Origin of the sequence: Nitratireductor soli (assembly GCF_001050155.1) — a bacterium.
Taxonomy (GTDB): Bacteria; Pseudomonadota; Alphaproteobacteria; order Rhizobiales; family Rhizobiaceae; genus Nitratireductor; species Nitratireductor soli.
In genome coordinates, this window is sequence record NZ_LFVY01000009.1 from 168,475 (window position 1) to 190,715 (window position 22,241).

At 65.0% G+C, this 22,241-nt stretch carries 21 protein-coding genes; 11 read left to right on the plus strand and 10 right to left on the minus strand.

Annotated elements, in window-relative coordinates:
• Positions 1-188 precede the first annotated feature (188 nt).
• Both AB843_RS13090 and AB843_RS13095 read left to right on the plus strand, forming a co-directional pair.
• Positions 189-1,445: an imelysin family protein gene (locus tag AB843_RS13090; protein WP_048647299.1), complete on the plus strand. Its 1,257-nt coding sequence runs from the start codon at positions 189-191 to the stop codon at positions 1,443-1,445.
• Between the two features lie 57 nt (positions 1,446-1,502).
• On the plus strand, positions 1,503-3,017 hold the full coding sequence (locus AB843_RS13095; protein WP_048647300.1) for a di-heme oxidoreductase family protein: 1,515 nt from the start codon (positions 1,503-1,505) through the stop codon (positions 3,015-3,017).
• A gap of 13 nt (positions 3,018-3,030) precedes the next feature.
• Here the strand turns inward: AB843_RS13095 and AB843_RS13100 are convergent, their stop codons facing one another.
• The gene (locus tag AB843_RS13100; RefSeq protein ID WP_048647301.1) at positions 3,031-3,828 is read right to left on the minus strand and encodes a GntR family transcriptional regulator; all 798 of its coding nucleotides are present in this window, start codon (positions 3,826-3,828) and stop codon (positions 3,031-3,033) included.
• 308 nt (positions 3,829-4,136) lie between these two features.
• Between AB843_RS13100 and AB843_RS13105 the strand changes: the two genes are divergently transcribed.
• From AB843_RS13105 to AB843_RS13115, 3 genes are all read left to right on the plus strand, one after another.
• Positions 4,137-5,036 (plus strand): N-acetylmuramic acid 6-phosphate etherase, encoded by a 900-nt coding sequence (locus tag AB843_RS13105; protein ID WP_048647383.1) that lies wholly within the window; start codon positions 4,137-4,139, stop codon positions 5,034-5,036.
• A gap of 40 nt (positions 5,037-5,076) precedes the next feature.
• Complete coding sequence (locus AB843_RS13110; RefSeq protein WP_048647384.1) at positions 5,077-6,108, plus strand: SIS domain-containing protein; 1,032 nt, start codon at positions 5,077-5,079, stop codon at positions 6,106-6,108.
• Between the two features lie 102 nt (positions 6,109-6,210).
• Positions 6,211-6,852, plus strand: coding sequence for a LysE family translocator (locus AB843_RS13115; RefSeq protein ID WP_048647302.1), 642 nt, complete (start codon positions 6,211-6,213; stop codon positions 6,850-6,852).
• Between the two features lie 118 nt (positions 6,853-6,970).
• Here the strand turns inward: AB843_RS13115 and rlmN are convergent, their stop codons facing one another.
• The 4 genes from rlmN to AB843_RS13135 form a co-directional block, all read right to left on the minus strand.
• Entirely contained in the window at positions 6,971-8,197 is a 1,227-nt protein-coding gene (gene rlmN / locus AB843_RS13120; protein WP_048647385.1) for a dual-specificity RNA methyltransferase RlmN, read from the minus strand.
• A gap of 125 nt (positions 8,198-8,322) precedes the next feature.
• Positions 8,323-8,823 carry an invasion associated locus B family protein gene (locus tag AB843_RS13125; protein ID WP_048647386.1) on the minus strand — a complete coding sequence of 167 codons (501 nt, stop codon included), beginning with the start codon at positions 8,821-8,823 and terminating at the stop codon, positions 8,323-8,325.
• A 211-nt stretch (positions 8,824-9,034) separates the two neighbouring features.
• Positions 9,035-9,418: a YkvA family protein gene (locus tag AB843_RS13130; RefSeq protein WP_048647387.1), complete on the minus strand. Its 384-nt coding sequence runs from the start codon at positions 9,416-9,418 to the stop codon at positions 9,035-9,037.
• Between the two features lie 90 nt (positions 9,419-9,508).
• Entirely contained in the window at positions 9,509-9,805 is a 297-nt protein-coding gene (locus AB843_RS13135; RefSeq protein ID WP_048647388.1) for a 4a-hydroxytetrahydrobiopterin dehydratase, read from the minus strand.
• Positions 9,806-9,863: 58 nt separating this feature from the next.
• Here AB843_RS13135 and AB843_RS13140 point away from each other — a divergent pair, with 58 nt between their 5' ends.
• Entirely contained in the window at positions 9,864-10,385 is a 522-nt protein-coding gene (locus AB843_RS13140) for a low molecular weight protein-tyrosine-phosphatase (protein ID WP_048647303.1), read from the plus strand.
• On the opposite strand, the gene thpR is transcribed toward AB843_RS13140, so the two are convergent.
• On the minus strand, positions 10,286-10,885 hold the full coding sequence (gene thpR, locus AB843_RS13145) for an RNA 2',3'-cyclic phosphodiesterase (protein ID WP_048647304.1): 600 nt from the start codon (positions 10,883-10,885) through the stop codon (positions 10,286-10,288). The genes AB843_RS13140 and thpR overlap by 100 nt on opposite strands.
• Positions 10,886-10,964: 79 nt before the next feature.
• Positions 10,965-11,636 carry an arylesterase gene (locus AB843_RS13150; protein WP_053086132.1) on the minus strand — a complete coding sequence of 224 codons (672 nt, stop codon included), beginning with the start codon at positions 11,634-11,636 and terminating at the stop codon, positions 10,965-10,967.
• An 80-nt stretch (positions 11,637-11,716) separates the two neighbouring features.
• Between AB843_RS13150 and AB843_RS13155 the strand changes: the two genes are divergently transcribed.
• From AB843_RS13155 to AB843_RS13170, 4 genes are all read left to right on the plus strand, one after another.
• Entirely contained in the window at positions 11,717-12,418 is a 702-nt protein-coding gene (locus AB843_RS13155) for an ABC transporter ATP-binding protein (protein WP_048647305.1), read from the plus strand.
• Complete coding sequence (locus AB843_RS13160) at positions 12,415-14,964, plus strand: ABC transporter permease (RefSeq protein WP_048647306.1); 2,550 nt, start codon at positions 12,415-12,417, stop codon at positions 14,962-14,964. Before AB843_RS13155 ends, AB843_RS13160 begins: the two co-directional genes overlap by 4 nt.
• A gap of 211 nt (positions 14,965-15,175) precedes the next feature.
• Positions 15,176-15,952 (plus strand): Bax inhibitor-1/YccA family protein, encoded by a 777-nt coding sequence (locus AB843_RS13165; protein ID WP_048647307.1) that lies wholly within the window; start codon positions 15,176-15,178, stop codon positions 15,950-15,952.
• A 138-nt stretch (positions 15,953-16,090) separates the two neighbouring features.
• Entirely contained in the window at positions 16,091-16,666 is a 576-nt protein-coding gene (locus tag AB843_RS13170) for a GNAT family N-acetyltransferase (RefSeq protein ID WP_048647308.1), read from the plus strand.
• 272 nt (positions 16,667-16,938) lie between these two features.
• On the opposite strand, the gene AB843_RS13175 is transcribed toward AB843_RS13170, so the two are convergent.
• Both AB843_RS13175 and AB843_RS13180 read right to left on the minus strand, forming a co-directional pair.
• A complete protein-coding gene (locus AB843_RS13175) occupies positions 16,939-17,325 on the minus strand; it encodes a DUF2794 domain-containing protein (protein WP_048647309.1) in 387 nt (128 codons plus the stop codon).
• 553 nt (positions 17,326-17,878) lie between these two features.
• On the minus strand, positions 17,879-18,664 hold the full coding sequence (locus AB843_RS13180; protein ID WP_048647310.1) for a DUF1223 domain-containing protein: 786 nt from the start codon (positions 18,662-18,664) through the stop codon (positions 17,879-17,881).
• A 122-nt stretch (positions 18,665-18,786) separates the two neighbouring features.
• On the opposite strand from AB843_RS13180, the gene AB843_RS13185 reads away from it, so the two are divergent.
• Positions 18,787-19,461: a ceramidase domain-containing protein gene (locus AB843_RS13185; RefSeq protein WP_048647311.1), complete on the plus strand. Its 675-nt coding sequence runs from the start codon at positions 18,787-18,789 to the stop codon at positions 19,459-19,461.
• 72 nt (positions 19,462-19,533) lie between these two features.
• Here the strand turns inward: AB843_RS13185 and acnA are convergent, their stop codons facing one another.
• Complete coding sequence (gene acnA / locus AB843_RS13190; RefSeq protein ID WP_048647312.1) at positions 19,534-22,227, minus strand: aconitate hydratase AcnA; 2,694 nt, start codon at positions 22,225-22,227, stop codon at positions 19,534-19,536.
• Positions 22,228-22,241: the final 14 nt, after the last annotated feature.

Sequence of the window (22,241 nt, forward strand, 5' to 3'; positions counted from 1 at the left end):
GTTACAGCGTCCTTTGCGCGTCTGAAAAGACGCGCGGCGCTGTAGTGGCGAGCGCAGCCTTGCCTTCTTAAACATGATAATTTAAATCCAGTATTGACTGGCGGGTAGTGCCGGGGCGTGTCGCCGATGCGCTTGCCGGGCTTCCCATGTCTTTACGTCCTTCGGGACCGCATGAGAGGGGATTTTCCATGAAGCGCATCTTACTTCTGAGCACCGCGCTGACAGCAGGCGCGCTGTGGCCGGCTGCGGCCGCCGAACCGCAGGCGGTTGTGTCGACCTATGCCGATATCGCATTGGCCACCTATGAAGACAGCCTGTCAACCGCGCAGACCTTGCGCGAGGCGATCGACACGCTTGTCGCGGCCCCGTCGGAGGAAACGCTCGGTGCTGCGCGCCAGGCGTGGCTTGCGGCGCGTGTTCCCTATCAGCAGAGCGAGGCGTTCCGCTTCGGCAATGCCATCGTCGACGAGTGGGAAGGCCGGGTGAACGCCTGGCCGCTGGACGAGGGCCTGATCGACTATGTGGATGCCGGCTACGGCACCGAGTCCGACACCAATGAATTCTATACGGTCAACGTCATCGCCAACGACAAGCTCAGCGTCGGCGGCACGGAGATCGACGCTTCGGCCATTACCCCGGAAGTGATCCAGTCGCTGCATGAGGTTGGCGGGATCGAGGCCAATGTGGCGACCGGCTATCACGCCATCGAATTTCTCCTCTGGGGGCAGGACCTGAACGGCACCGACGCCGGCGCCGGGGCGCGTCCGGCCAGTGATTTCGATCCGGCCAATTGCACGGGCGATCATTGCGAACGCCGCATCCAGTACCTGACGGCGGCCTCCGATCTGCTGATCGCCGATCTCGAGGAAATGGTCGCCAACTGGCAGACCGATGGCGAGGCGCGGGCTGAGGTGACCGGCGATGCGAAAGCCGGCCTGACGGCGATGCTGACCGGGCTGGGGTCCCTTTCCTATGGGGAACTGGCCGGCGAGCGCATGAAACTCGGCCTGCTCTTGAACGATCCCGAGGAGGAGCATGATTGCTTCTCCGACAACACGCACAACAGCCACTATTACGATCTGGTCGGCATACGGAACGTGTATTTCGGCTCCTACAAGCGCGTCGACGGCTCGACGGTCGAGGGACCGAGCCTGGCCGATCTGGTGGGCGAGAAGGACGCCGCCCTTGCCGAGGAGGTGAAGGGCAAGCTCGATGCGACGCTGGCCGCCATGACCGCGCTGAAGGCGCGCGCCGAGGGCGGCGAGGCCTATGACCAGATGATCGGCCAGGGCAATGAGGCAGGCAATGCCGTGGTCCAGGCGGCGATCGACGGTCTCGTCGACCAGACCCGCTCGCTGGAGCGCGCCATCGTGGCGCTCGACCTGTCCGGTATCGAGCTTGAAGGTTCCGACAGCCTCGACAATCCCGACGCGGTCTTCGAATAGCGCGAAACAATGCCGGGCCGCTTGCCGGTCCGGCATGCCTGCTTATAGACCCCGCTGATGAAAACAATCTTCCGTGGCGCGACGCTGGTCGGCCTGCTTGCTCTCCTGGCTTTGGCCGCCCATGCCGAAGATGTGCCGCGCCGCGACGACCTGTCCGACGAGGACCGGGCGCGCGTGGCGAAGGTGACCGAACCCGCCACCACCTTCGACAAGGCGGAGCGCTTCGAGCGCATGCAGGCGGGTGCTACGACCTCCACCAAGCGGGTCAACGCCGATGCCTTCTCGCACGCCTCGGCCAATCTCGAATTCGCCGAGCTGCAGCGGTTTCTGCTTGGCAACGGGCTGTTCCGCAAGGATTGGGTCTCGGCGCCTTCCTCGACACAGGCGTCGGACGGGCTCGGCCCCCTGTTCAACGCGCGCGCCTGCCAGTCCTGCCACATCAAGGATGGGCGCGGGCATGCTCCGGCGAGGACCGGCGACCCGGCTGTCTCGCTGCTCGTGCGGCTCTCCGTTCCGCCCAGCGAGGCGCAGGCAGCCGCCATTGCCGATGGGCGGTTGGCGGCGGCCCCCGAGCCCGTCTATGGCCTGCAATTGCAGGATTTCGCCGTTGCCGGGCTGAGCGCCGAGGGCCGCGTCGAGATCACCTATGAGGACGTGCCGGTGGCGCTGTCGGGCGGCGAGACCGTGACGTTGCGCAGGCCGACGCTTGCCGTCGAGGATCCGGGTTTCGGCGCCTTCCATCCGCAGATGATGATGTCGGCGCGTGTCGCGCCGCCGATGATCGGGCTGGGCTTGCTGGAAAGCGTGCACGAGGCCGATATTCTTGCTGGCGAGGATCCGGACGGCCGCGATGGCGACGGCATTTCGGGGCGCGCGGCAATGGTGCGCGACGCCAAGGGCGCATGGCGGCTTGGCCGGTTCGGCTGGAAGGCCATCATGCCGTCGGTCGCCGAGCAGACGGCGGGCGCCTTCTCCGGCGACATGGGGCTGTCGACGCCGATTGCGCCGGACCATTGGGGCGATTGCACCCAAGCGCAGGCAGCCTGCCGCGCGCTGCCGCATGGCGCGCAGGCGCACCTTGGCGCCGAGGAGGTGCCGGGCGACCTGCTCGACCTCGTCGCCTTCTATTCGCGCAATCTGGCGGTGCCGGCGCGCCGCAAGGCCGGTGACACGGCCGTGCTGGCGGGCAAGAAGGTGTTTTACGAGGCCGGCTGCACCTCGTGCCACCGGCCGAAATATGTCACACGCCGCGACGCGCCCGACCCGGCGCTGCGCTTCCAGCTGATCTGGCCCTACACCGACATGCTCCTGCACGATATGGGCGAGGGGCTGGCGGATTATCGCAGCGAGGGGCTGGCCGATGGCCATGAATGGCGCACGCCGCCCTTGTGGGGCATAGGCCTCAGCACGGTGGTGAATGGCGAAGCCGGCTTCCTGCATGACGGCCGGGCGCGCAACCTGCTCGAGGCCGTGCTTTGGCACGGCGGCGAGGCGCAGGCGGCGCGCGACCGCGTGGTGTCGATGGACAAGCGGGATCGCGACAATCTGCTCCGCTTCCTGGAATCGCTTTGATTTCAGGGCGCGATCATCGATCGCCGGCGCGGCTCCCGCTCGGCTCCAGATTGAGCTCGGCGACGAAGTCGAAGCGGTCGCCCTTGTAGTGCGAGCGGGTGAATTCGACGATGGCGCCGTCGCTGGTGCGTGAGACGCGCTCCAGATAGAGGGCGGGTTCGCCGGCGTCCGCTTCCAGCAGCTCCGCCTCGAACTCCGGCAGGGCGCAGGCGTGCATGCGCTGCAGCGCCTTGTGCGGGCGGGCGCCGGCGTCGGCCAGCGCCTCGTAGAGGGAATCGCCAAGCTTCTCCAGCGAGGCGAACAGGCGCGCCGGAACGATGGCCAGTTCCACCGCCAGCGGCAGATCATCGGCCAGCCGCAGCCGGTGCAGCCGCGCCACCCGGTCGCCCGGAGAAAGGCCGAGCGTCATCGCCTCGCGCGCCGAGGGGCTGGCATATTCGCGCGCCAGCCAGCGCGTCGCCGGCTGCCGGCCATAGGAGATCATGTCCTCGCTGAAGCTTGTGATGCTGGCGAGCGGCTGTTCGAAACGCTCGACCGGCGCGCGCACATAGGTGCCGGAGCCGCGCCGCTGCTGAACCACGCCCTCGCGCACCAGGAGATCGATGCCGCGCCTGACCGTGACGCGCGACAGCGCCGTCGTCTCGGCGATGGTGCGCTCCGACGGCAGGGCAGCGCCGGGCTCCAGGCGGCCGGTTTCGACCAGATTGCGCAGGACGGCCGCCACCTGCATGTAGAGCGGCGTCGGATTGTCCTGTTTTTGCGCAAACCCCTCCCGCGACAGCAGGGCGCGGAGGCTCTCAGTCTGCTTCATGACGGGCCTTGATGCTGGTGGGCAATGCGGTTTTCCTGCGGGTGTGGGCGCTGGATCGGACCGTGGAGGATCCTGGCGGGAATAACGCCAATTATCGACCAGTTTGCCCGGCTGTTCAAGCAAGCTGCTTGAAGGGCGTCGTTCATCCTTGCCGCCGGCGTTGAAATTCATTGGCGGCCCGGAGATTTTTGCCGAAAGCGGGCCGCAGGGCATGGATTCCGCCGCAAAACCGTCTATAACGGGTTTGGTATTAAACTGGTCTATGTTTGGTCGACCTGAACCGTGTCCGCAAGCCGATGAGTGCGTCCATGACCACGCCCACCGAAAGTTCAAGCCTCGCCCATCGCGAGCTGGAAACCCTCCAAACCGGCGCCATGCTGACGGCGATGCTGGATGGGCAGGGCGCGGCCCTTGCCGCCGTTCAGGCAGCACTGCCGGCGCTCGACCGCGCCGTGGAGGAAGCCGCGGCGCGTCTGGCCGATCGGCAAGGCCGCCTCGTCTATGTCGGCGCCGGCACGTCGGGGCGCATCGCCATGCTCGACGGCATCGAGCTCTACCCGACTTTCGGCTGGCCCGAGGGGCGCGCCGCTTTCCTGCTTGCCGGCGGCGAGGCCAGCGTGGCCGAAGCGCGCGAGAGCGCCGAGGACGATGCGGATGCGGGCCGCGCGGCGATTGCCGGGATCGATTGCCGCGCCGGCGACGTGGCGGTCGGGCTGGCGGCCAGCGGCAGCACGCCCTACACGCTGGCGGCCATCGACGAAGCGCGCGGGCGCGGGGCGCTGACCATCGGCCTTGCCAACAATCCCGGCAGCACGCTTCTGAGCCGCGCCGAAATCGGCGTGCTGCTGGATACCGGGCCGGAGGTGCTGGCCGGATCGACGCGCATGGCGGCCGGCACCAGCCAGAAGATCGCCATGAACCTGTTTTCCACTGCCGTCATGATGCGGCTGGGCAGGGTCTATCGCGGCCTGATGGTCGACATGAAGGCAACCAACCAGAAACTCAGGCGGCGCGCCGTGGCCATGCTGATGCAACTGACCGGCTGCGACGAGCCGGCGGCGCTCGACGCGCTGGGCAAGACCGGCTTCCACGTCAAGCCGGCTGTGCTCGTGGTGCGGGGACTGTCGCCGGACGAGGCCGGGGCGGCGCTCGAACGCAACGGCTCGGACCTTCACAAGGTCTTCGCCGAATTGAACACCGATGGCTGAACGCCAAACCGACCACAACGCTGCACCCGAAAGGCGCATGATGACCGACGCTCCCTCGCTGATGTTCCTGGAAACCGCGGAAGCCGCCGAGGCCGTGGAGCGGCTGTTCGATCGCGAGGCGCAGGTCTTTGCCGAAATCGGCCGCGTCATCGCCGAACGGCAACCGGCGGTGGTCAGCATGTCGGCGCGCGGTTCGTCCGACCATGCGGCGAGCTTCTTCAAGTATCTGTTCGAGATCCATGCCGGCATCCCCGTCGCCTCGATCGGCCCTTCCGTGGCCTCGGTCTACAATGCGCCGCTGAAGCTCGAGCGGGCGCTGCACATCACCATCTCGCAGTCGGGCGCCAGCCCCGACATCATCGCCGCGCAGCATGCCGCCAGCAAGGGCGGGGCGGTGACGGTGGCGGTGGTCAACGTCGCCGACAGCCCGCTGGCCAGGGCGGCCGACATCGTCCTGCCGATCCATGCCGGACCGGAACGCAGCGTCGCGGCGACGAAAAGCTTCATCGCCTCGGCGGCGGCGCTGGCCGGCATCGCCCAGGCGGCGGCCCGCAGCGATGCCCTGGGCGCGGCGCTGGCCCGGCTTCCGCAGGCCTTGCGGGCGGCCTGCGACGTGGATTGGCAGCCGGTTCTGCCGCTTGTCGGCCATGCGGCCTCGCTCTATACGACGGGCCGTGGTCCCGGCTTCGCCATCGCGCTCGAAGCGGCGCTGAAGGCCAAGGAGACGGCGCAACTGCATGCGGAGGCCTTCTCGCTGGCCGAGCTGATGCACGGGCCGATGCAACTCGTCGACAAGGGCTTTCCGATCATCGCCTTCGTGCCGGACGACGCGGCACTGGCCTCGAGCACGCAGGCGCTCGACAAATTGCGCGGCCTGGGGGCGCAAGTCGCCGCCTTCTCGTCGCGCGATCTGGGCGCGATCACGGTCGAAACGCCGACCACCGGCCATGGCCATCTCGACCCGCTGGTGGCGCTCGTCGGCTATTACCGGCTGATCGAACAGGTGGCGCGGGAACGCGGGCTGAACCCGGACACGCCCGACAAGCTGAAGAAGGTCACCGAAACGATCTGAGAGCGGGCGCCCTTCCGCATTTATGCGGACGTCAGGTGATTCCACCTGACTGCAAAATGCTATAGCTTCCAGTTGCCGCAACCGCCGCCTGGGTTTTCAGCCATGGATTTCATTCCGGACTTCACGACGATCCTGCAATTCGCGCTCGCCACCTTCGTCATCGCCATCACGCCGGGGCCGGACATGACGCTGTTCGTCGGGCGGGCGTTGAGCCAGGGCCGGGCAGCCGGCTTTGCCTGCATGTTCGGGGCGATGACGGGCATCCTGATCCACACGGCGCTGGTGGCGCTCGGCCTGTCGGCGTTGATCGTCGCCTCGCCGCAGGCCTTCCTGGTGCTGAAGGTGTTCGGCGCCGGCTATCTGATCTGGCTCGCCTTCCAGGCGATCCGCCGGGGATCGGCCTTTTCGCCGGAGAAGCAGGGCAGCACTCGGCGCTCACTGTTCAAGAACTGGGCGACAGGCCTCGGCATCAATCTGATGAACCCGAAGATCATCCTGTTCTTCATGACCTTCCTGCCGCAATTCGTCTCGGCCAGCGATCCGCACGCGCCGGGCAAATTGTTCTTTCTCGGCATGCTGTTCATTCCGCTGTCGCTGCCCATCGTCGCGCCGATGGTGCTTGCCGCCGACGGGTTTTCGCAGCTCCTGCGCAAGAGCCCGCGCGTGATGCGGGCGGTCGATTATCTTTTCGCCGGCGTGTTTTCGGCGTTCGCCTTGAAGATCCTGACTGCCCAGGCACGGTAGGATCGCCTCGGACCCGCCTGTTCGCGTGCGTCCGGATGGGCGCGCAAAGGACGCATAAACTTGTCGTTTCTCCGCATTTATGCGGACGTCAGGTGAGATCACCTGACTGCAAAATGCTCTATTCGCCGTGCCCGGCGATCATCATCGCCTCGAGCTTCAGCCGGTCGGTCTTCTTCATCCGCTCGGAGGCGGATTTGAGCTGGCCGCAGGCAGCGAGGATGTCGCGGCCGCGCGGCGTGCGGATCGGCGAGGCGTAGCCGGCCTTGTTCACCAGATCGGCGAATTCCTCGATCTGCTCCCAGTCGGAGCATTCATAGTCGCTGCCCGGCCATGGGTTGAACGGGATCAGATTGATCTTCGCCGGAATGCCCCGCAACAGACGCACCAGCGCGCGGGCGTCGTCGAGGGAATCGTTGACGCCCTTCAGCATCACATATTCGAAGGTGATGCGCCGGGCGTTGGACAGGCTGGGATAGGCGCGGCAGGCGTCGAGCAATTCCTTCAGCGGGTATTTCTTGTTGATCGGCACCAGAACGTCGCGCAATTCGTCGCGCACGGCATGCAGCGAGATGGCCAGCATGACGCCGATCTCCTCGCCCGTGCGGTAGATTTCCGGCACGACGCCGGAGGTGGACAGCGTGATGCGACGCTTCGACAAGGACAGGCCGTCGCCGTCGGAGGCGATCAGCAGCGCCTCCTTCACATTGTCGAAATTGTACAGCGGCTCGCCCATGCCCATCATGACGATGTTGGTGATCTTGCGGCCTTCCGCCGGGACGATGGCGCCATCGGGCGTGTCGGCATCGGGGAAGTCGCCGAGCCGGTCGCGGGCGACGAGCAACTGTTCGAGGATTTCGCCGGGCGTCAAATTGCGCACCAGCTTCTGCGTGCCGGTGTGGCAGAAGGTGCAGGTCAGCGTGCAGCCGACCTGGCTGGAAATGCACAGCGTGCCACGCCCTTCCTCGGGAATGTAGACCGTTTCCACGTCGACGGGCCGGCCGGCGCCGCGCGGCGGAAAGCGCATCAGCCATTTGCGCGTGCCGTCCTGGGAGATCTGTTCCTCGACGATTTCCGGGCGGGCTATGGTGAAATGCGCGTCGAGGGTGGCGCGCAGTTCCTTCGAGATGTTGAACATCTGCGCAAAATCGGAGACGCCGCGCACATAGAGCCAATGCCAGAGCTGGCGCACGCGCATGCGCGTCTGCCGCTCGGGAACGCCGAGTGCGGCAAGCGCTTGCGCCATCGCGTCGCGCGAGAGGCCGATCAGGGATTTCTTGTCGACAGCCATCTGCGGCCGCAACTGGGCGCGGCTTTCAGGCTTGGTCAGGTCGAGTGTCAGTGCCATGGCATTCTTGAGATCGGTTTTGGCCGGCACTCGCCGGAAACCGGGGCCGCCCTTCATTTGCGGCGCTCATAGCATGCCATGCCGCCGGCGTCACCTGCGGCGGCGTGGCTCCAACTCGAAGCTGACTATTTGCAGTTCTTGGTTGCGTCGATTGCCGCGGTCACGCCGCCCAGTGAAAACACGTAGCTCGTGGCGTTGCCGCGGCCCGACTTGGCGGCGATCTTCATTGTCGATCCGCCCTTCATCGCGGCGATAAGCTGCGGTTCCTCGGCGGCGTTTTCCAGCCAGGCCGATTTGCCCTGGGTGAACAGGCTGAAGGCGCGGTCGCCGATGGTGGCGGTGACCTTCGAGCTTTCCTGGAAATTGTAGCTGGCGATGAACTGCGGTTCGGACGCAACGTTCTGCCCCGGTTTCTGGCTGACGAAGAAGAAGATGTCGCCATGGTCGAGGCTGGCCGGCTCCTTGGCCTTCGGCACGCTCATGGCGTAGCAAACCTTGCCGTTGCCGGCCTGGTAGCTGTAGACACCCCAGTCGCCATGTTGGCCGACAGCCGTTGCCTGGGCCATTGCCGGGCCCGCCGCCGCAGTCGTGCAGATGAGAATAAGTGTCGAAATCAGTCCGCGCATCGTCTTGACCGTCTTTTTTTTGCCAGTGTTTCGAAGCCGATCAGCCTCAGCCTCGATCACTTCATTTTTACTTAATCTGGGTTACCAAAGCGTGAAGCAGCGAAAAAGACCTTCATGCGCCGGCCCCGATATCCACCGTGCCCTGTTTTGCAAGGAACAGCAAACACCCCGTGTGAACGGTTGAAACGAATGAAAACGGCGAGAATTTGACCTATGCGTGATCGGCTGCGTTCTCGGACAGTGCTTTCTTGGCCGCCAGGCGGTGCGCCGGGGTGATGTGCCGACGCACGGCGTTGAGCGCGGCGGCCAGCACGGCCATGTCGTCGGTGAAGCCGAACCCGAGCAGGAAGTCCGGCACCAGGTCGAACGGCAGGACGAAATAGGCAAGCGCGGCGATGAGGACGCCACGCACGCGTGGCGGCGTATCGTTGTCGAGGGCGCAATAATAGCCGGCGACCAATTCTTCCATGAAGGGAACCTGCCGCGCCGCCTTCTTGACGGTGCGCCAGAAACCGGCGCGCACGCGCTGCTCGCGCCGCCTGTTCTCTCCCGAGCCAACGGGTTCGAGAATTTCACCGATCTTCACATCATCCATGGTCGAGCCCATCGTTGGGTCCATCACCGTGCTCCTGACGGCAAAAATGTGGGAAGAGGGCGTAGCGAATGCAATAGGTGACCCCTTGCGTTACCCCTTGGCAAAGCCGTTCATTGCCTTGGCCAGGGCGATATCGAGCTCGGTCAGTCCGCCGGCATCGTGGGTCGTCAGGGACACGTCGACGGTCTTGTAGACATTCGACCACTCGGGATGGTGGTTCAGCTTCTCGGCGGCCAGCGCCGCCCGCGTCATGAAGGCGAAGGCCTCGGAGAAATTGGCGAAGACGAAACGGCGCTTGATGGAGGCCCCGTCACTGGCCAGCGTCCAGCCGCCAATGTCGTCGAGCGCCGTCCTTGCCGCCGCCAGATCGAGCTTTTCCCTTGCCATCATGCCTCTCCATGCTATCGCCTTGTGCGTATCCTGAACGAAACATAGCGCCTCGACCATGAACGCAAAGCCCGGCTTCGCCATTCTTTTCGTCTGCCTCGGCAACATATGCCGTTCGCCGCTGGCCGAAGGTGTGTTTCGCGGCGTCGTCGCCGAACACGGGCGGGAGGCGGATTTCAGCATCGATTCGGCCGGCACCGGCAATTGGCACGCCGGCGATCCACCGGACCCGCGCTCGGTGGCGGTCGCGCGCCGCTTTGGCGTCGATATCTCCGGGCAAAGGGCGCGTCAGGTGCGCGACGGCGATTTCCAGCGCTTCGATCTCATTCTTGGCATGGATCGCGACAATGTCCGCGCCTTGCAGACCCGCGCGCCGGATAGCGCTGCGGGCAAGATCCATCTTTTCCTCGACTATGCGGGTGGCGGAATGGCCGACGTGCCCGATCCCTATTATGGCGGGGACGACGGCTTTACCGCCATCTACCACATGATCCGCGAAGCCTCCGAGGCGTTGTTGGCCAGGCTCGACCGACGGTCTTTCTCGCCGCCCATCAAAGGCCAGGCCTCCTCGACGATATAGGGGCCGCCGCCGATCGAGGTGCGCGACGACATCAGCACGAAACGGCCGGCGGTGAAGGGCACGGAGGCGAAATTGCCGCGCGCCGATAAATAGGCCGCCACATCGAGGGCGTTGGCGTTCTTCAACCGGGCGAGCGTCACGTGCGGGGCGAACTTGCGTGGATCAGGCGGCAGGCGCAGCCGCCGACAGATGCTCTCGATCTCGCCCTGCAGGGCGTGGAGATCGGGCGAGGCGGAAACGCCGGCCCAGATCGAACGCGGCTTCTTCTGCCCGAAGGCGCCGACGCCGGAGAGTTTCATGGTGAATGAGGGACGCCGCACCCGGTCGAGCGCATTGGCCAATTCGTCGGCCATGTGGCCTTCGAGATCGCCAAAGAAACGCAGGGTCAGATGATAATTCTCGACGTCGATCCAACGAGCTCCCGGGAGGCCCCCGCGCAGGAGTGACAACGACAATGCGGCGTCACGCGGGATCTCGAGGGCGGTGAAAAGTCGCGGCATGGCAACCTCCTCGAATCGTACTGTCAGTGACAGCGAATCACCGATTACCGTCGTGGGCAAGCGGTTTCTTGGTTAAGGTTCAGGCGTCCTCCTCCTTTCGTTCGTCGATGGTTTTGCGAATCACGGGCAGCATCCGCTCGACCATGCGGGCGACGCCCTCGGCGTTGGGATGCATGCCGTCGGATTGGAGAAGCGTCGGCTCGGCCGCCACGCCGTCGAGGAAAAACGGGATCAGGGTCAGGCCGTGCCTTTCCGCCAGTCGCGGATAGATGGGGTTGAACGCGGCCGCATAATCCGGGCCGAGATTGGGCGCTGCCAGCATCCCGGCCAGCACGACGCGCTGGCCGCGACCGGTCAGTTTTTCGATGATGGCCTCGAGATTGGCTTCGGTGGAAGAGGGCGCGATGCCACGCAGCATGTCGTTGGCGCCAAGCTCGACCAGAACGATGTCGGCATCGTCGGGAACCGACCATTCAAGGCGCGACAGGCCGCCGCTCGACGTGTCGCCGGAGACACCGGCATTGGCGACGGTGACATCGGCTCCCTGTGCCTGCAACGCGGATTCCAATTGCTCGGGAAACGCTTCGCCTGGGCCAAGCCCATAGCCGGCCATCAGGCTGTCGCCGAAACCGACTATGCGCAGCGGTTCTGCGGGCGCCGAGCCGGCGGAAACGAACAGCAGGGCCAGCACGGCGAACAGGAATGAAATCTTTGTGAAGGGCAGGAACGGCGGAAAAGATTTGAATGCCATGCGGGATAACCCATATTTGCCGAGATCGAACCGTCTGCCGATCGCCGCGCCTCTTCTTCCCAATATAGGATGTCTTTTCCGTGACAGAACCCGTGATCGAACTGGAAGACTTGTCGCTGACACTGGGCGAGGGCGCCTCCTCGGTTCATGTGCTGAAGGGCATCAGCCTGTCGGTCGAGCCCGGCCAGTCGACGGCGATCGTCGGTCCGTCGGGGTCGGGGAAATCCACGCTCCTGATGGTCATCGCCGGGCTCGAGCGGATCGACAGCGGGACGATCCGCGTCGGCGGAACGGTTCTGAACGGCCTCAGCGAGGATGCGATCGCCGCCTTTCGCGGCCGGACGATCGGCATCGTCTTCCAATCCTTCCACCTCATCCCCAACATGACGGCGCTTGAGAATGTCGCCGTGCCTCTGGAGCTGGCCGGCCATGGCGACCCGTTCGGCGCCGCAGAAGCGGAACTCGCCGCGGTGGGCCTGAGCGATCGGCTGACCCATTATCCGGGCGAACTGTCGGGCGGCGAGCAGCAGCGCGTCGCCATCGCCCGCGCGCTGGCGCCCCGGCCGGCGATCCTCATCGCCGACGAGCCGACCGGCAATCTCGACCAGGCGACCGGCCGGCAGATCGCCGATCTTCTGTTCGCCAAGGCGCAGGAGCGCGGCACCTCTCTGGTGCTGGTCACGCATGATCCGTCGCTGGCCGCGCGCTGCGCGCGACAGGTGTCCATGCGCTCGGGCCGCATCGAGACGGCTGCGCCGCTAGAGAAGGCCGCGCTGGCATGAGTTTCACGCGCACGCTGCGTCTGGCCGTCCGATTCTCGCTGCGCGAGATGCGCGGCGGCCTGTCGGGGTTCTTCATCTTCATGGCCTGCATTGCGCTGGGTGTCGGCGCCATCGGCGGCGTCAACTCCGTGGCGCGCGCCATTGGCGACGCGGTGGAGGCGCAGGGCCAGTCGCTGCTGGCCGCCGATCTTCGCTTCGAGCTCAACCAGCGGCGCGCCGACGATGCGGAACGGAACTTTCTGGCCGGTCTCGGCGACGCCGCCGAAAGCGCCAATATGCGCTCGATGGCGCGGCTTGGCGATGGTTCCGACCAGACACTGGTCGAAGTGAAGGCGGTCGATGGAGCGTATCCACTCTATGGCGCGCTGGTGACGGAACCACAGCTTTCGCATGACGATCTGTTCGGCGAGCAGGATGGGGCTTTCGGCGCGGCGGCACCCGATCTGCTGTTCGAGCGGCTCGGGCTGAAGGTGGGCGACCGCCTCATGCTGGGCGGCCAGGCCATCGAACTGCGCGCGGTGCTTGAAACCGAACCGGACGCCGTTTCCGACGGGTTCGGTTTCGCTCCGCGCCTGATGGTGTCGCTCGAAGGGCTGGAAGCGACGGGGTTGATCCAACCCGGCAGCCTGGTCGAGCATGTCTACAAGATTCGCCTGCCGGACAATGCCGGCGACGGCGTGCTGGAGACGGCCCGCGCGCAGGCTGGCGCGGACTTTCCCGACGCCGGCTGGAGCATCCGGACGCGCAGCAACGCCGCGCCGTCATTGTCGAGCAACATCGAGCGGTTCTCGCAGTTCCTGACGTTGGTCGGGCTGACGGCGCTGGTCGTCGGCGGGGTCGGCGTCGCCAACGCGGTGCGCGCCTATCTCGACGGCAAGCGGGCGGTGATCGCCACGTTCAAGAGCCTGGGCGCGTCCGGAGGCTTCGTCTTCACCGTTTATCTGGTGCAGATCGGCCTGATCGCAGCCATCGGCATCGCCGCCGGCCTGGTGCTTGGCGCGCTGATGCCGTTTTCCGCCTCGGCGGTGCTGGCCGGCGTGTTGCCGGTGCCGGCGGCGGGCGGGCTCTATCCCGGCGCGCTGGGCACCGCGGCGCTGTTCGGGCTGATGATCACCCTGGTCTTCGCCGTGATGCCGCTCGGCCGCGCACGCGACGTGCCGGCAACGGCACTGTTCCGCGAGATGGGCATCGAGGGGCGCGGCTGGCCAAAGCCGGTCTACATCGCTGTTTCGGTCGCCATCGCCGCCGGATTGGCCGGGTTGGCGATCTGGTTCTCCGATGACCGGCGCATGGCGGCGATCTTCGTCGGCGCGACGGTGTTCGCCTTCATCGTCCTGCGCGTTGTGGCGCTCGGCATCGAGTGGCTGGCGCGGCGCAGTCCGCGTGTTGCCTCGACGCCGCTGCGTCTGGCGCTGGGCAACATCCACCGCCCCGGTGCACTGACGCCGTCCGTCGTTCTGTCGCTTGGCCTCGGCCTGACCCTGCTGGCCACGCTGGCGCTGATCGACGGCAATCTCAGGCAGCAGATCACCGGCAATCTGCCGAAGGTGGCGCCGAACTTCTTCTTCGTCGACATCCAGGGCAGCGAGGTCGAGAATTTCGCCGCTCTGGTCGAGAAGGAGGCCCCACAGGGCATGCTGATGCGCGTGCCGATGCTGCGCGGGCGCATCACGGCGCTCAACGGGGTCAATGTGCGCGACATGACAATTCCTCCTGAAGGCGGATGGGTGCTGCGCGGCGACCGTGGCATCACCTATTCGGCCGAGATGCCGGAAAACGCCACGTTGACCGAGGGCGAATGGTGGGCGCCCGATTATCAAGGCGAACCGCTGGTTTCCTTTGTCGAGGAGGAAGGCCGGCAATTGGGCCTGAAACTCGGCGACACGATCACCGTCAACGTGCTCGGGCGCACCGTGACGGCACGGATTGGCAGTTTCCGGCGTGTCGAATGGGAATCGCTGGCGATCAATTTCGTCATGGTGTTCTCGCCCAACACCTTCGCCGGCGCGCCGCATGCCTGGCTTGCCACGCTGACGGATGCGGAGGCGACGCCGGCCGACGAATCGCGCCTTCTGAATGCAGTGACACGCGCCTTTCCGACCGTGACGACCGTGCGCGTGAAAGACGCGCTCGACGTGGTCAACCGACTGGTGAGCCAGCTTGCAACGGCCGTCCGCGCGGCGGCGGCCGTTGCGCTGATCGCCTCCGTCCTGGTGCTTTCGGGCGCGCTCGCCGCGGGCAACCGGGCGCGTATCCACGATGCGGTGGTGCTGAAGACGCTGGGAGCGACGCGGCGCACGCTGATCGCCGCTTTCTCGCTGGAATACCTGCTGATCGGTCTGGCGACGGCCGTGTTCGCGCTTGTGGCGGGTAGCGTGGCCGCCTGGTTCGTCGTTTCGCAGATCATGGGCCTGGCATCGAGCTTCCTGCCGGAGGTGGCGTTGTCGACGATCGTCATCGCCCTGGTGCTGACGGTCGGCTTCGGTCTGGTCGGAACGTGGCGGGTTCTGGGGCACAAGGCGGCGCCCGTGCTGCGCAATCTCTGATCGGCAAGAGGCTGGCAAAGCATTAACCGTTATCGGCGTGATTGGCCGGCATGGGGCGCGAACTCTTGCCGCATCGGCGTTTCCGGTGCGTTTGGGCCTTGTCCTAGACACAAACAGACATCATATTTGAAGCACGCATGCTGGACTCCCGCCAGCGGCGCACGGCCCGCTGGCCGTCACCGGACGGGAATTTAGCCAGAAAGGGGTAATTATGGCTGACCTTCGTAACTATCAGGCCCGCGTAGCGCCCGGCGCTCGCGCGGACGCGGCCATCGACGAGGGCCTGCGCGCCTATATGATTCGCGTCTACAATCTCATGGCGCTCGGCCTGGCGATCACCGGCCTGGCAGCGCTGGGCACGATCATGTTCGCCACCACCAACGACCCGGCTGCCGCCGTGGCCACGCTCGGCAACGGCAAGATGCTGACCGGCCTCGGCGCCGCCCTCTACGGCTCGCCGCTCCGCTGGGTGGTGATGCTGGCGCCGCTCGGAATGGTGTTCTTCCTCTCCGCCCGCCTCAACTCGATGAGCGTTTCGGGCGCGCAGACGGCGTTCTGGGTGTTCGCCGGCCTTATGGGCCTCTCCCTGTCGTCGATCTTCCTGGTCTATACGGGCCAGAGCATCGTGCGGACCTTCTTCATCACGGCCGCCTCCTTCGGCGCGCTGTCGCTGTGGGGCTACACGACCAAGCGTGACCTGTCGGGCATGGGCTCGTTCCTGTTCATGGGTCTGATCGGCCTGATCATCGCCTCGATCGTCAACATCTTCCTTGCCTCGTCCGCCATGCAGTTCGCCATCTCGGCAATCGGCGTGCTGGTGTTCGCCGGCCTGACGGCCTACGACACGCAGCAGATCAAGGAAATGTACTACGAAGGCGACGACAGCTCCGTGTCCGGCCGCAAGGCGATCATGGGCGCGCTCAGGCTCTATCTCGACTTCATCAACCTGTTCACGTTCCTGCTGCATTTCCTCGGCAATCGCGAGTAGCGGAAGCTGGAAATATGCTATGCAAAGGGCGGCCTTCGGGCCGCCCTTTTTTTGTTTATCGGCGGGCCGCAACGGCGGGCCGGACGATCGACTGACACCCCTGGCTGACACCCCTGCTGAGACCCCCGGCTGAGACCAATGAACGCAATCTCCTATCGCCCGGCGACGCCCGCCGACATATCCGCCATCACGCAGATCTACGCCCATGCGGTGACCAACGGCACGGCAAGCTACGAACTCGATCCGCCGGACGCGGCAGACATGCTGTCACGCATGCGGGCGCTGACGGAGAAGGGATATCCCTTTCTGGTGGCGAGCGATGGCGAGATGGTGCTCGGCTATGCCTATGCGGGGCCGTTTCGCCCGCGCAGGGCCTATCGCTTCATGGTCGAGGATTCGGTCTATGTCGCTCCACAGGCTCAGGGCCGGGGTGTCGGGCGCGGCCTCCTCGAACGCCTTGTCGAAGCTTGCGAAACACTGGGTTTCCGCCAGATCCTGGCGGTGATCGGCGACGGGTCCCGGCACCGGGCTTCCGTCGGGCTGCATGCGGCGCTGGGCTTTCGCCATACAGGCGTCCTGGAAGGCAGCGGGTACAAGCACGGCAGGTGGCTCGACACGGTGTTCATGCAGTTGACGCTGAACGGCGGCACGGACACTCCGCCCGATCCCGAATCCCTGCCGGAGAGGCTGTTTCGCGGCGATGCCGGGTCCTGAACGCCGGACCGTCGGCGGGCGTTTTCCGGCAAGTCCAGGAGCGCAGAGAAGATGCCCCTTATATCGTTGACCGTTCAGGCATGGATCCTCGGGTCGGGGCCCGAGGATGACGAACCATATGGCGGGACGGTGTTAACCACCGCCCGTCGATGACTTGCGATGTGCCTCAACCCTCTTCATTCTCGGGCCCCGACCCGAGGATCCATGCCTGAACCGTAAAAAAAGTTTCAGCCGGCGTTGTGTACGGTGCTCCGAGTTCCGGATCGTCGACGTCAGCCGCGGACCAGCCGCGGCGATTTGTCGAACACCGCCAGAACCCGTGCCAGTTCATGGCCGCGCTTGAGAATGGCGCCGGTTGCCGCAACGACGCTGTAGGCGCCCTGCTTGCGCGTCAATTTCGGATCCTTGACGATCTGGAAAAGCGGAATCTCGCTGGCTCGGCGAAAAACGGAGAAGATGGCGCGGTCTTTCAGATGGTCGATGGCGTAGTCGCGCCATTCGCCCGCTGCGACCATGTGGCCGTAGAGGCGGAGTATCTGGTCCAGCTCACGCCGCTCGAAGGTAACGGGAAGGTCGGATCGCGCCTGCCGCGCCTCGTGCAGCGGAATCAATATTCCGGAGCCGTCCCTATCCTCCCCCTGGTTGCCGTAATCGGTCATTGGCCTGACCCTCATGACGATTTGGTGACGTGGAAGGTTCGCCCGAGGCCACGCGAAATGCAAGCCCCGCGTTCTTTACAGCATCGACCCGAAAATCGGAATCGATCTTCGGAAAGCACGATGTGTAGATTCAAAGAGTTAGAACGTCCTTGTGTAGCGCCCGAATGGACGCACGGCGCTCCAAGACGCGGAAGGCAACGGAAAGGCGTTCTCGCGCGGCAGCTGTTTGCCGGCGCAGCTTTTCTGATTCGCAACCCGCAATCGTTAGCCGACGGTCACAAATCAGGACGAACTGTCGGAATTGGTGATGGCTTGCCACATTCTCGCCGTGTTTTGTCCAAGCTCATGCCCCATTATCCCATGACCATCGCCTTGTTGCCTGAGACGGTTCGGTCCGGACACCGGCCTCGAAAACCCCAAGCCCCCCGCCCTCGGGGTCATGGCCGGATCGAACCAACTCGGGTCTCCCGGTCCAGGCAACGGTCCCAAGGAAGTCACAACCGGTGCTGGTCCAGCCAGCGCCGGTTTTTTCATGTTGGGGAGGAAAGGCCGGTCAGGGCGCCAGCAGCGCCGCGCCGAGGATCGGGCCCGGGCGACCGCTCTTGTCGACCACCTGCAGCAGCACGGCGCAGCCATTGCCCTTTTTCATCAGCTCGTTCTTCGGCAATTCGAAGCTCTTTGGCGTGCCGCTCCACATGCCGATGGTCTGCATGCCGTTGACGGTGTTCCAGTAATCGAGGGTTTGGCCACGGTTTTCGCCGGCGCGGATGGCGACGGACTGCTTTGGGGTAAAATCGACAATGACGACATGCGCATTGACAGGTTCCCTGTCGCCCTTGTCGGTCAACCCGCCGGCGACGATGACAATGCTGTCGCCCTTGTCCTCGATTGAAACGTCGGCCCGCAGCCCGCGCGCCGTGTGCGCCATGTCGTCGAGCGCCGATTGAATCCGGTCGCGGCGGGCACCGTTCATGTCGCGCTGGCCGTTGACGATGGCCTGGGGGGTGTAGACGGACATCTTGTCGAGCGTTTTCGCATAGGCGCGCTGACGGGCGGTGTTCTCGGCGCTGCCCAGAACGTCATGCCAGCCGAGATAATCCCAATAATCGACATGATAGGCGAGCGCCACAATGTGTCTGGATTGGGCAAGTTCGGCCAAAACCGCGTCGGCCGGCGGGCAGGAATTGCAGCCCTGACTGGTGAACAGCTCGACGACGCCCAGGGGGCGGACTGCCTTGCCGTCGGCGAAGGCGGCGTACGGCAGGCATAAGGCAAGGGCGAACAGAACCGCCCCGCCAATCGGGATCCGCCATCTCGTCGGTTTCGAGGTTCTGGTCATCGCCGCCCAACTTAAGATTTTCAATCGCCGCGAATCTAGGCAGATTAGCTGCTCAATAAAAAGTCACGTTGCGGTGAAACAGGGGGCGATAGCAAGGTGGGAATGTTCTTGGCGGAATTGTCGTGAGCGGGGAACTGTTCGCCGCGCTCGATCTCTATTGCGAGCGTACGGGGCCGGAATTCTGGTCGGAGCCGATCAATGCGCTGAGCAATCTCGCCTTCGTCGCCGCGGGCCTGTGGGGCGTGCGCGCCGCGCAGCGAAACGGCGCCGGCCGGTTTGCCGCAATCCTTGCCTGGTGGGTGGTGGTGATCGGCCTCGGTTCCGGCCTGTTCCACACTTTTGCCAACAGGATGACGGCCTGGGCGGACATCCTGCCGATCGTCGGCTTCACCTTCGCCTACACATTGCTCAACCTGCACCGTTTCATCGGGCTGCGCTGGAGCAAGGCATGGCTGGGTCTCGTCGCCTTCTATGCGGCGGCTGGGCTGGTGACGGCGCTGCTGCCTGGCTGGGTGCATGCCGCCACCAACAATACCACCATGTATCTCCCCGCCCTGCTGGCGCTGCTGTTCTTCGGCGGGGTGGAAGTGGCGACCGGGCGGCGGGTCGGGTGGTACAATCTGGCGGCGGCGGCGATCTTTGTGGTTTCGGCCGCCTGCCGCATCGTCGATCCGGCCGTATGCGGCGGCTTCCCGCTCGGCACGCATTTCCTCTGGCACCTGTTCAACGGGCTGATGCTGGGCGTGCTTCTGGCGGCGACGGCGCGCTATGGCGCGCCGCGCGACGTTTATCGCTGACGGGCCCGAAAACGAAAAACCCCGCCGGTGCGCAAGGCGCCGGCGGGGCGATTTGAGAAGGCCGGTTCAGCCTCAGGCGGCGAGGTCGCGCAGCACGTATTGCAGGATGCCGCCGTTCCTGAAGTATTCCAGCTCGTCCACCGTATCGATGCGGCAGAGGATCGGAACGTTCTTCACCGCGCCGTCGGCATAGGTGATGCTGGCGGTCAGCGTGGCGCGCGGCCGGATGGTTTCCAGCCCCTCGATGGTGACGCTTTCGTCGCCCTTCAGGCCGAGTTCTTCCCAGCTCGTCTCCTCGGCGAAGACGAACGGGATGACACCCATGCCGACCAGGTTCGAACGGTGGATGCGCTCGTAGCTCTGGGCGATGACGGCGCGCACGCCGAGCAAATTGGTGCCCTTGGCCGCCCAGTCGCGCGACGAGCCATTGCCGTATTCGACGCCGGCAAAGACCACCAGCGGCACGCCCTCCTTGCGGTACTCCATGGCCGCGTCGTAGATCGACATCTCTTCCTTCGAAGGATAGTGGATCGTGTAGCCGCCTTCGGTGCCGTTCTGGCCAAGCATGAAGTTGCGGATGCGGATGTTGGCGAAGGTGCCGCGCATCATCACCTCATGGTTGCCGCGCCGCGTGCCATACTGGTTGAAGTCGGCAACGCCGACGCCATTGTCCATCAGATACTTGCCGGCAGGCGAGGCCGCCTTGATGGAACCGGCCGGCGAGATGTGGTCGGTGGTGATCTTGTCGCCGAACAGCCCGAGAATGCGCGCCCCCTTGATGTCGCTGACATCGCGGGCCGTCTTGCTCATGCCGGCGAAGTAGGGCGGGTTCTGCACATAGGTCGACTTGTCGTCCCAGGCATAGGTCTCGCCTTCCGGCACCTGCACGGCCCGCCAGTTCTCGTCGCCGGTGAAGACCTCGGCGTATTTCTTCTCGAACAGGTCGCGCGTGACGTGCTTCTGGATGAACTCCTGGATTTCCTTGTTGGAAGGCCAGATGTCCTTGAGGAACACATCCCTGCCGTCCTTGTCCTGGCCGATCGGCTCCTTGGTCAGGTCCTTGGTGACCGAGCCGGCCAGCGCGTAGGCGACCACCAGCGGCGGCGAAGCCAGGTAGTTGGCCTGCACGTCGGGCGAAATGCGACCCTCGAAATTGCGGTTGCCGGACAGAACGCCGGCGGCGATCAGGCCCTTCTCGTTGATCGTCCTGGAAATCGGCGGGTTCAGCGGGCCGGAATTGCCGATGCAGGTGGTGCAGCCGAAGCCGACCAGGTTGAAGCCGATCTGGTCGAGCTCCTTCTGCAGGCCGGATTTCTCCAGATACTCGGCCACCACCTGGCTGCCGGGGGCAAGCGAGGTCTTGACCCAGGGCTTCTGCTTCAGGCCGAGGCGGTTGGCGTTGCGGGCGAGGAGCCCGGCGCCGATCAGAACGCTCGGATTGGAGGTGTTGGTGCATGATGTGATGGCGGCGATCGCCACGTCGCCATGGCCGAGGTCGTAGTCCTCGCCTTCCACCTGCCAGCGCTTGCCGAGGCTCGCGCCGTCCTTCTTGTATTCGCTCTCCAGCGCCTCGGCGAAGCCGGAAGCGATGCCTTCGAGCGGAATGCGGCCCTCGGGGCGCTTCGGGCCGGCCATGGACGGCACGACGTCGCCCAGATCAAGCTCCAGCGTGTCGGTGAAGACCGGCGCTTCGCTGCCCGTCTCGCGGAACATGCCCTGCGCCTTGGAATAGGCTTCGACCAGCGCGATGCGCTCCTTGGTGCGGCCGGAGACGTTGAGGTAGTTCAGCGTTTCCGAATCGACCGGGAAGAAGCCGCAGGTGGCGCCGTATTCGGGACCCATATTGCCGATCGTGGCAGCATCGGCGAGCGTCATGTGGTCGAGGCCGTCGCCGAAGAACTCGACGAACTTGCCGACGACGCCCTTCTTGCGCAGCATCTGCACGACGGTCAGCACCAGGTCGGTGGCCGTCACGCCCTCCTTCATCCTGCCGGTCAGCTTGAAGCCGATGACTTCCGGCAGGAGCATGGAGACGGGCTGGCCGAGCATGGCGGCCTCGGCTTCGATGCCGCCCACACCCCAGCCGAGCACGCCCAGGCCGTTGATCATGGTGGTGTGCGAATCGGTGCCGACGCAGGTGTCGGGATAGGCGACGGTTACGCCGTCCTCTTCCTTGGTCCAGACGGTCTGGCCGAGATATTCGAGGTTCACCTGGTGGCAGATGCCGGTGCCGGGCGGCACGACGCGGAAGTTCTTGAACGCCTTCTGACCCCATTTCAGGAAGCGGTAGCGCTCGCCGTTGCGCTGGTATTCCAGCTCGACATTGCGGGCGAAGGCCTTTGGCGTGCCGAACTCGTCGACGATGACCGAGTGGTCGATGACGAGGTCGACGGGCACCAGCGGGTTGATCTTCTGCGGGTCGCCGCCGAGCGACACCATGGCGTCGCGCATGGCCGCCAGGTCAACCACGGCGGGCACGCCGGTGAAATCCTGCATCAGCACGCGGGCCGGGCGGTAGGCGATCTCATGACCGGCCGTGCCCTTGTCGTCGAGCCAGGCGGCGACCGCCTCGATGTCGGACTTGGTGACCGTGCGTCCGTCTTCGTTGCGCAGGAGGTTTTCCAGAAGCACCTTCATCGAGAAGGGGAGGCGCGAAATGCCGGCAAGACCGTTGTTCTCGGCCTGTTTGAGGTCGAAATACACATATTCGGCATCGCCCACCTTGAGGGTGCGGCGGCAATTGAAACTGTCGAGAGATTTTGACACGGGCGATCCTATCC

Bases quoted from the DNA above. Each gene is read 5' to 3' on its own strand.
- AB843_RS13090 (WP_048647299.1), top strand. From the start codon at position 189: ATGAAGCGCATCTTACTTCTGAGCACCGCGCTGACAGCAGGCGCGCTG.
- AB843_RS13095 (WP_048647300.1), top strand. From the start codon at position 1,503: ATGAAAACAATCTTCCGTGGCGCGACGCTGGTCGGCCTGCTTGCTCTC.
- AB843_RS13100 (WP_048647301.1), bottom strand. From the start codon at position 3,828: ATGAAGCAGACTGAGAGCCTCCGCGCCCTGCTGTCGCGGGAGGGGTTT.
- AB843_RS13105 (WP_048647383.1), top strand. From the start codon at position 4,137: ATGACCACGCCCACCGAAAGTTCAAGCCTCGCCCATCGCGAGCTGGAA.
- AB843_RS13110 (WP_048647384.1), top strand. From the start codon at position 5,077: ATGACCGACGCTCCCTCGCTGATGTTCCTGGAAACCGCGGAAGCCGCC.
- AB843_RS13115 (WP_048647302.1), top strand. From the start codon at position 6,211: ATGGATTTCATTCCGGACTTCACGACGATCCTGCAATTCGCGCTCGCC.
- rlmN (WP_048647385.1), bottom strand. From the start codon at position 8,197: ATGGCACTGACACTCGACCTGACCAAGCCTGAAAGCCGCGCCCAGTTG.
- AB843_RS13125 (WP_048647386.1), bottom strand. From the start codon at position 8,823: ATGCGCGGACTGATTTCGACACTTATTCTCATCTGCACGACTGCGGCG.
- AB843_RS13130 (WP_048647387.1), bottom strand. From the start codon at position 9,418: ATGGATGATGTGAAGATCGGTGAAATTCTCGAACCCGTTGGCTCGGGA.
- AB843_RS13135 (WP_048647388.1), bottom strand. From the start codon at position 9,805: ATGGCAAGGGAAAAGCTCGATCTGGCGGCGGCAAGGACGGCGCTCGAC.
- AB843_RS13140 (WP_048647303.1), top strand. From the start codon at position 9,864: ATGAACGCAAAGCCCGGCTTCGCCATTCTTTTCGTCTGCCTCGGCAAC.
- thpR (WP_048647304.1), bottom strand. From the start codon at position 10,885: ATGCCGCGACTTTTCACCGCCCTCGAGATCCCGCGTGACGCCGCATTG.
- AB843_RS13150 (WP_053086132.1), bottom strand. From the start codon at position 11,636: ATGGCATTCAAATCTTTTCCGCCGTTCCTGCCCTTCACAAAGATTTCA.
- AB843_RS13160 (WP_048647306.1), top strand. From the start codon at position 12,415: ATGAGTTTCACGCGCACGCTGCGTCTGGCCGTCCGATTCTCGCTGCGC.
- AB843_RS13165 (WP_048647307.1), top strand. From the start codon at position 15,176: ATGGCTGACCTTCGTAACTATCAGGCCCGCGTAGCGCCCGGCGCTCGC.
- AB843_RS13170 (WP_048647308.1), top strand. From the start codon at position 16,091: ATGAACGCAATCTCCTATCGCCCGGCGACGCCCGCCGACATATCCGCC.
- AB843_RS13175 (WP_048647309.1), bottom strand. From the start codon at position 17,325: ATGACCGATTACGGCAACCAGGGGGAGGATAGGGACGGCTCCGGAATA.
- AB843_RS13180 (WP_048647310.1), bottom strand. From the start codon at position 18,664: ATGACCAGAACCTCGAAACCGACGAGATGGCGGATCCCGATTGGCGGG.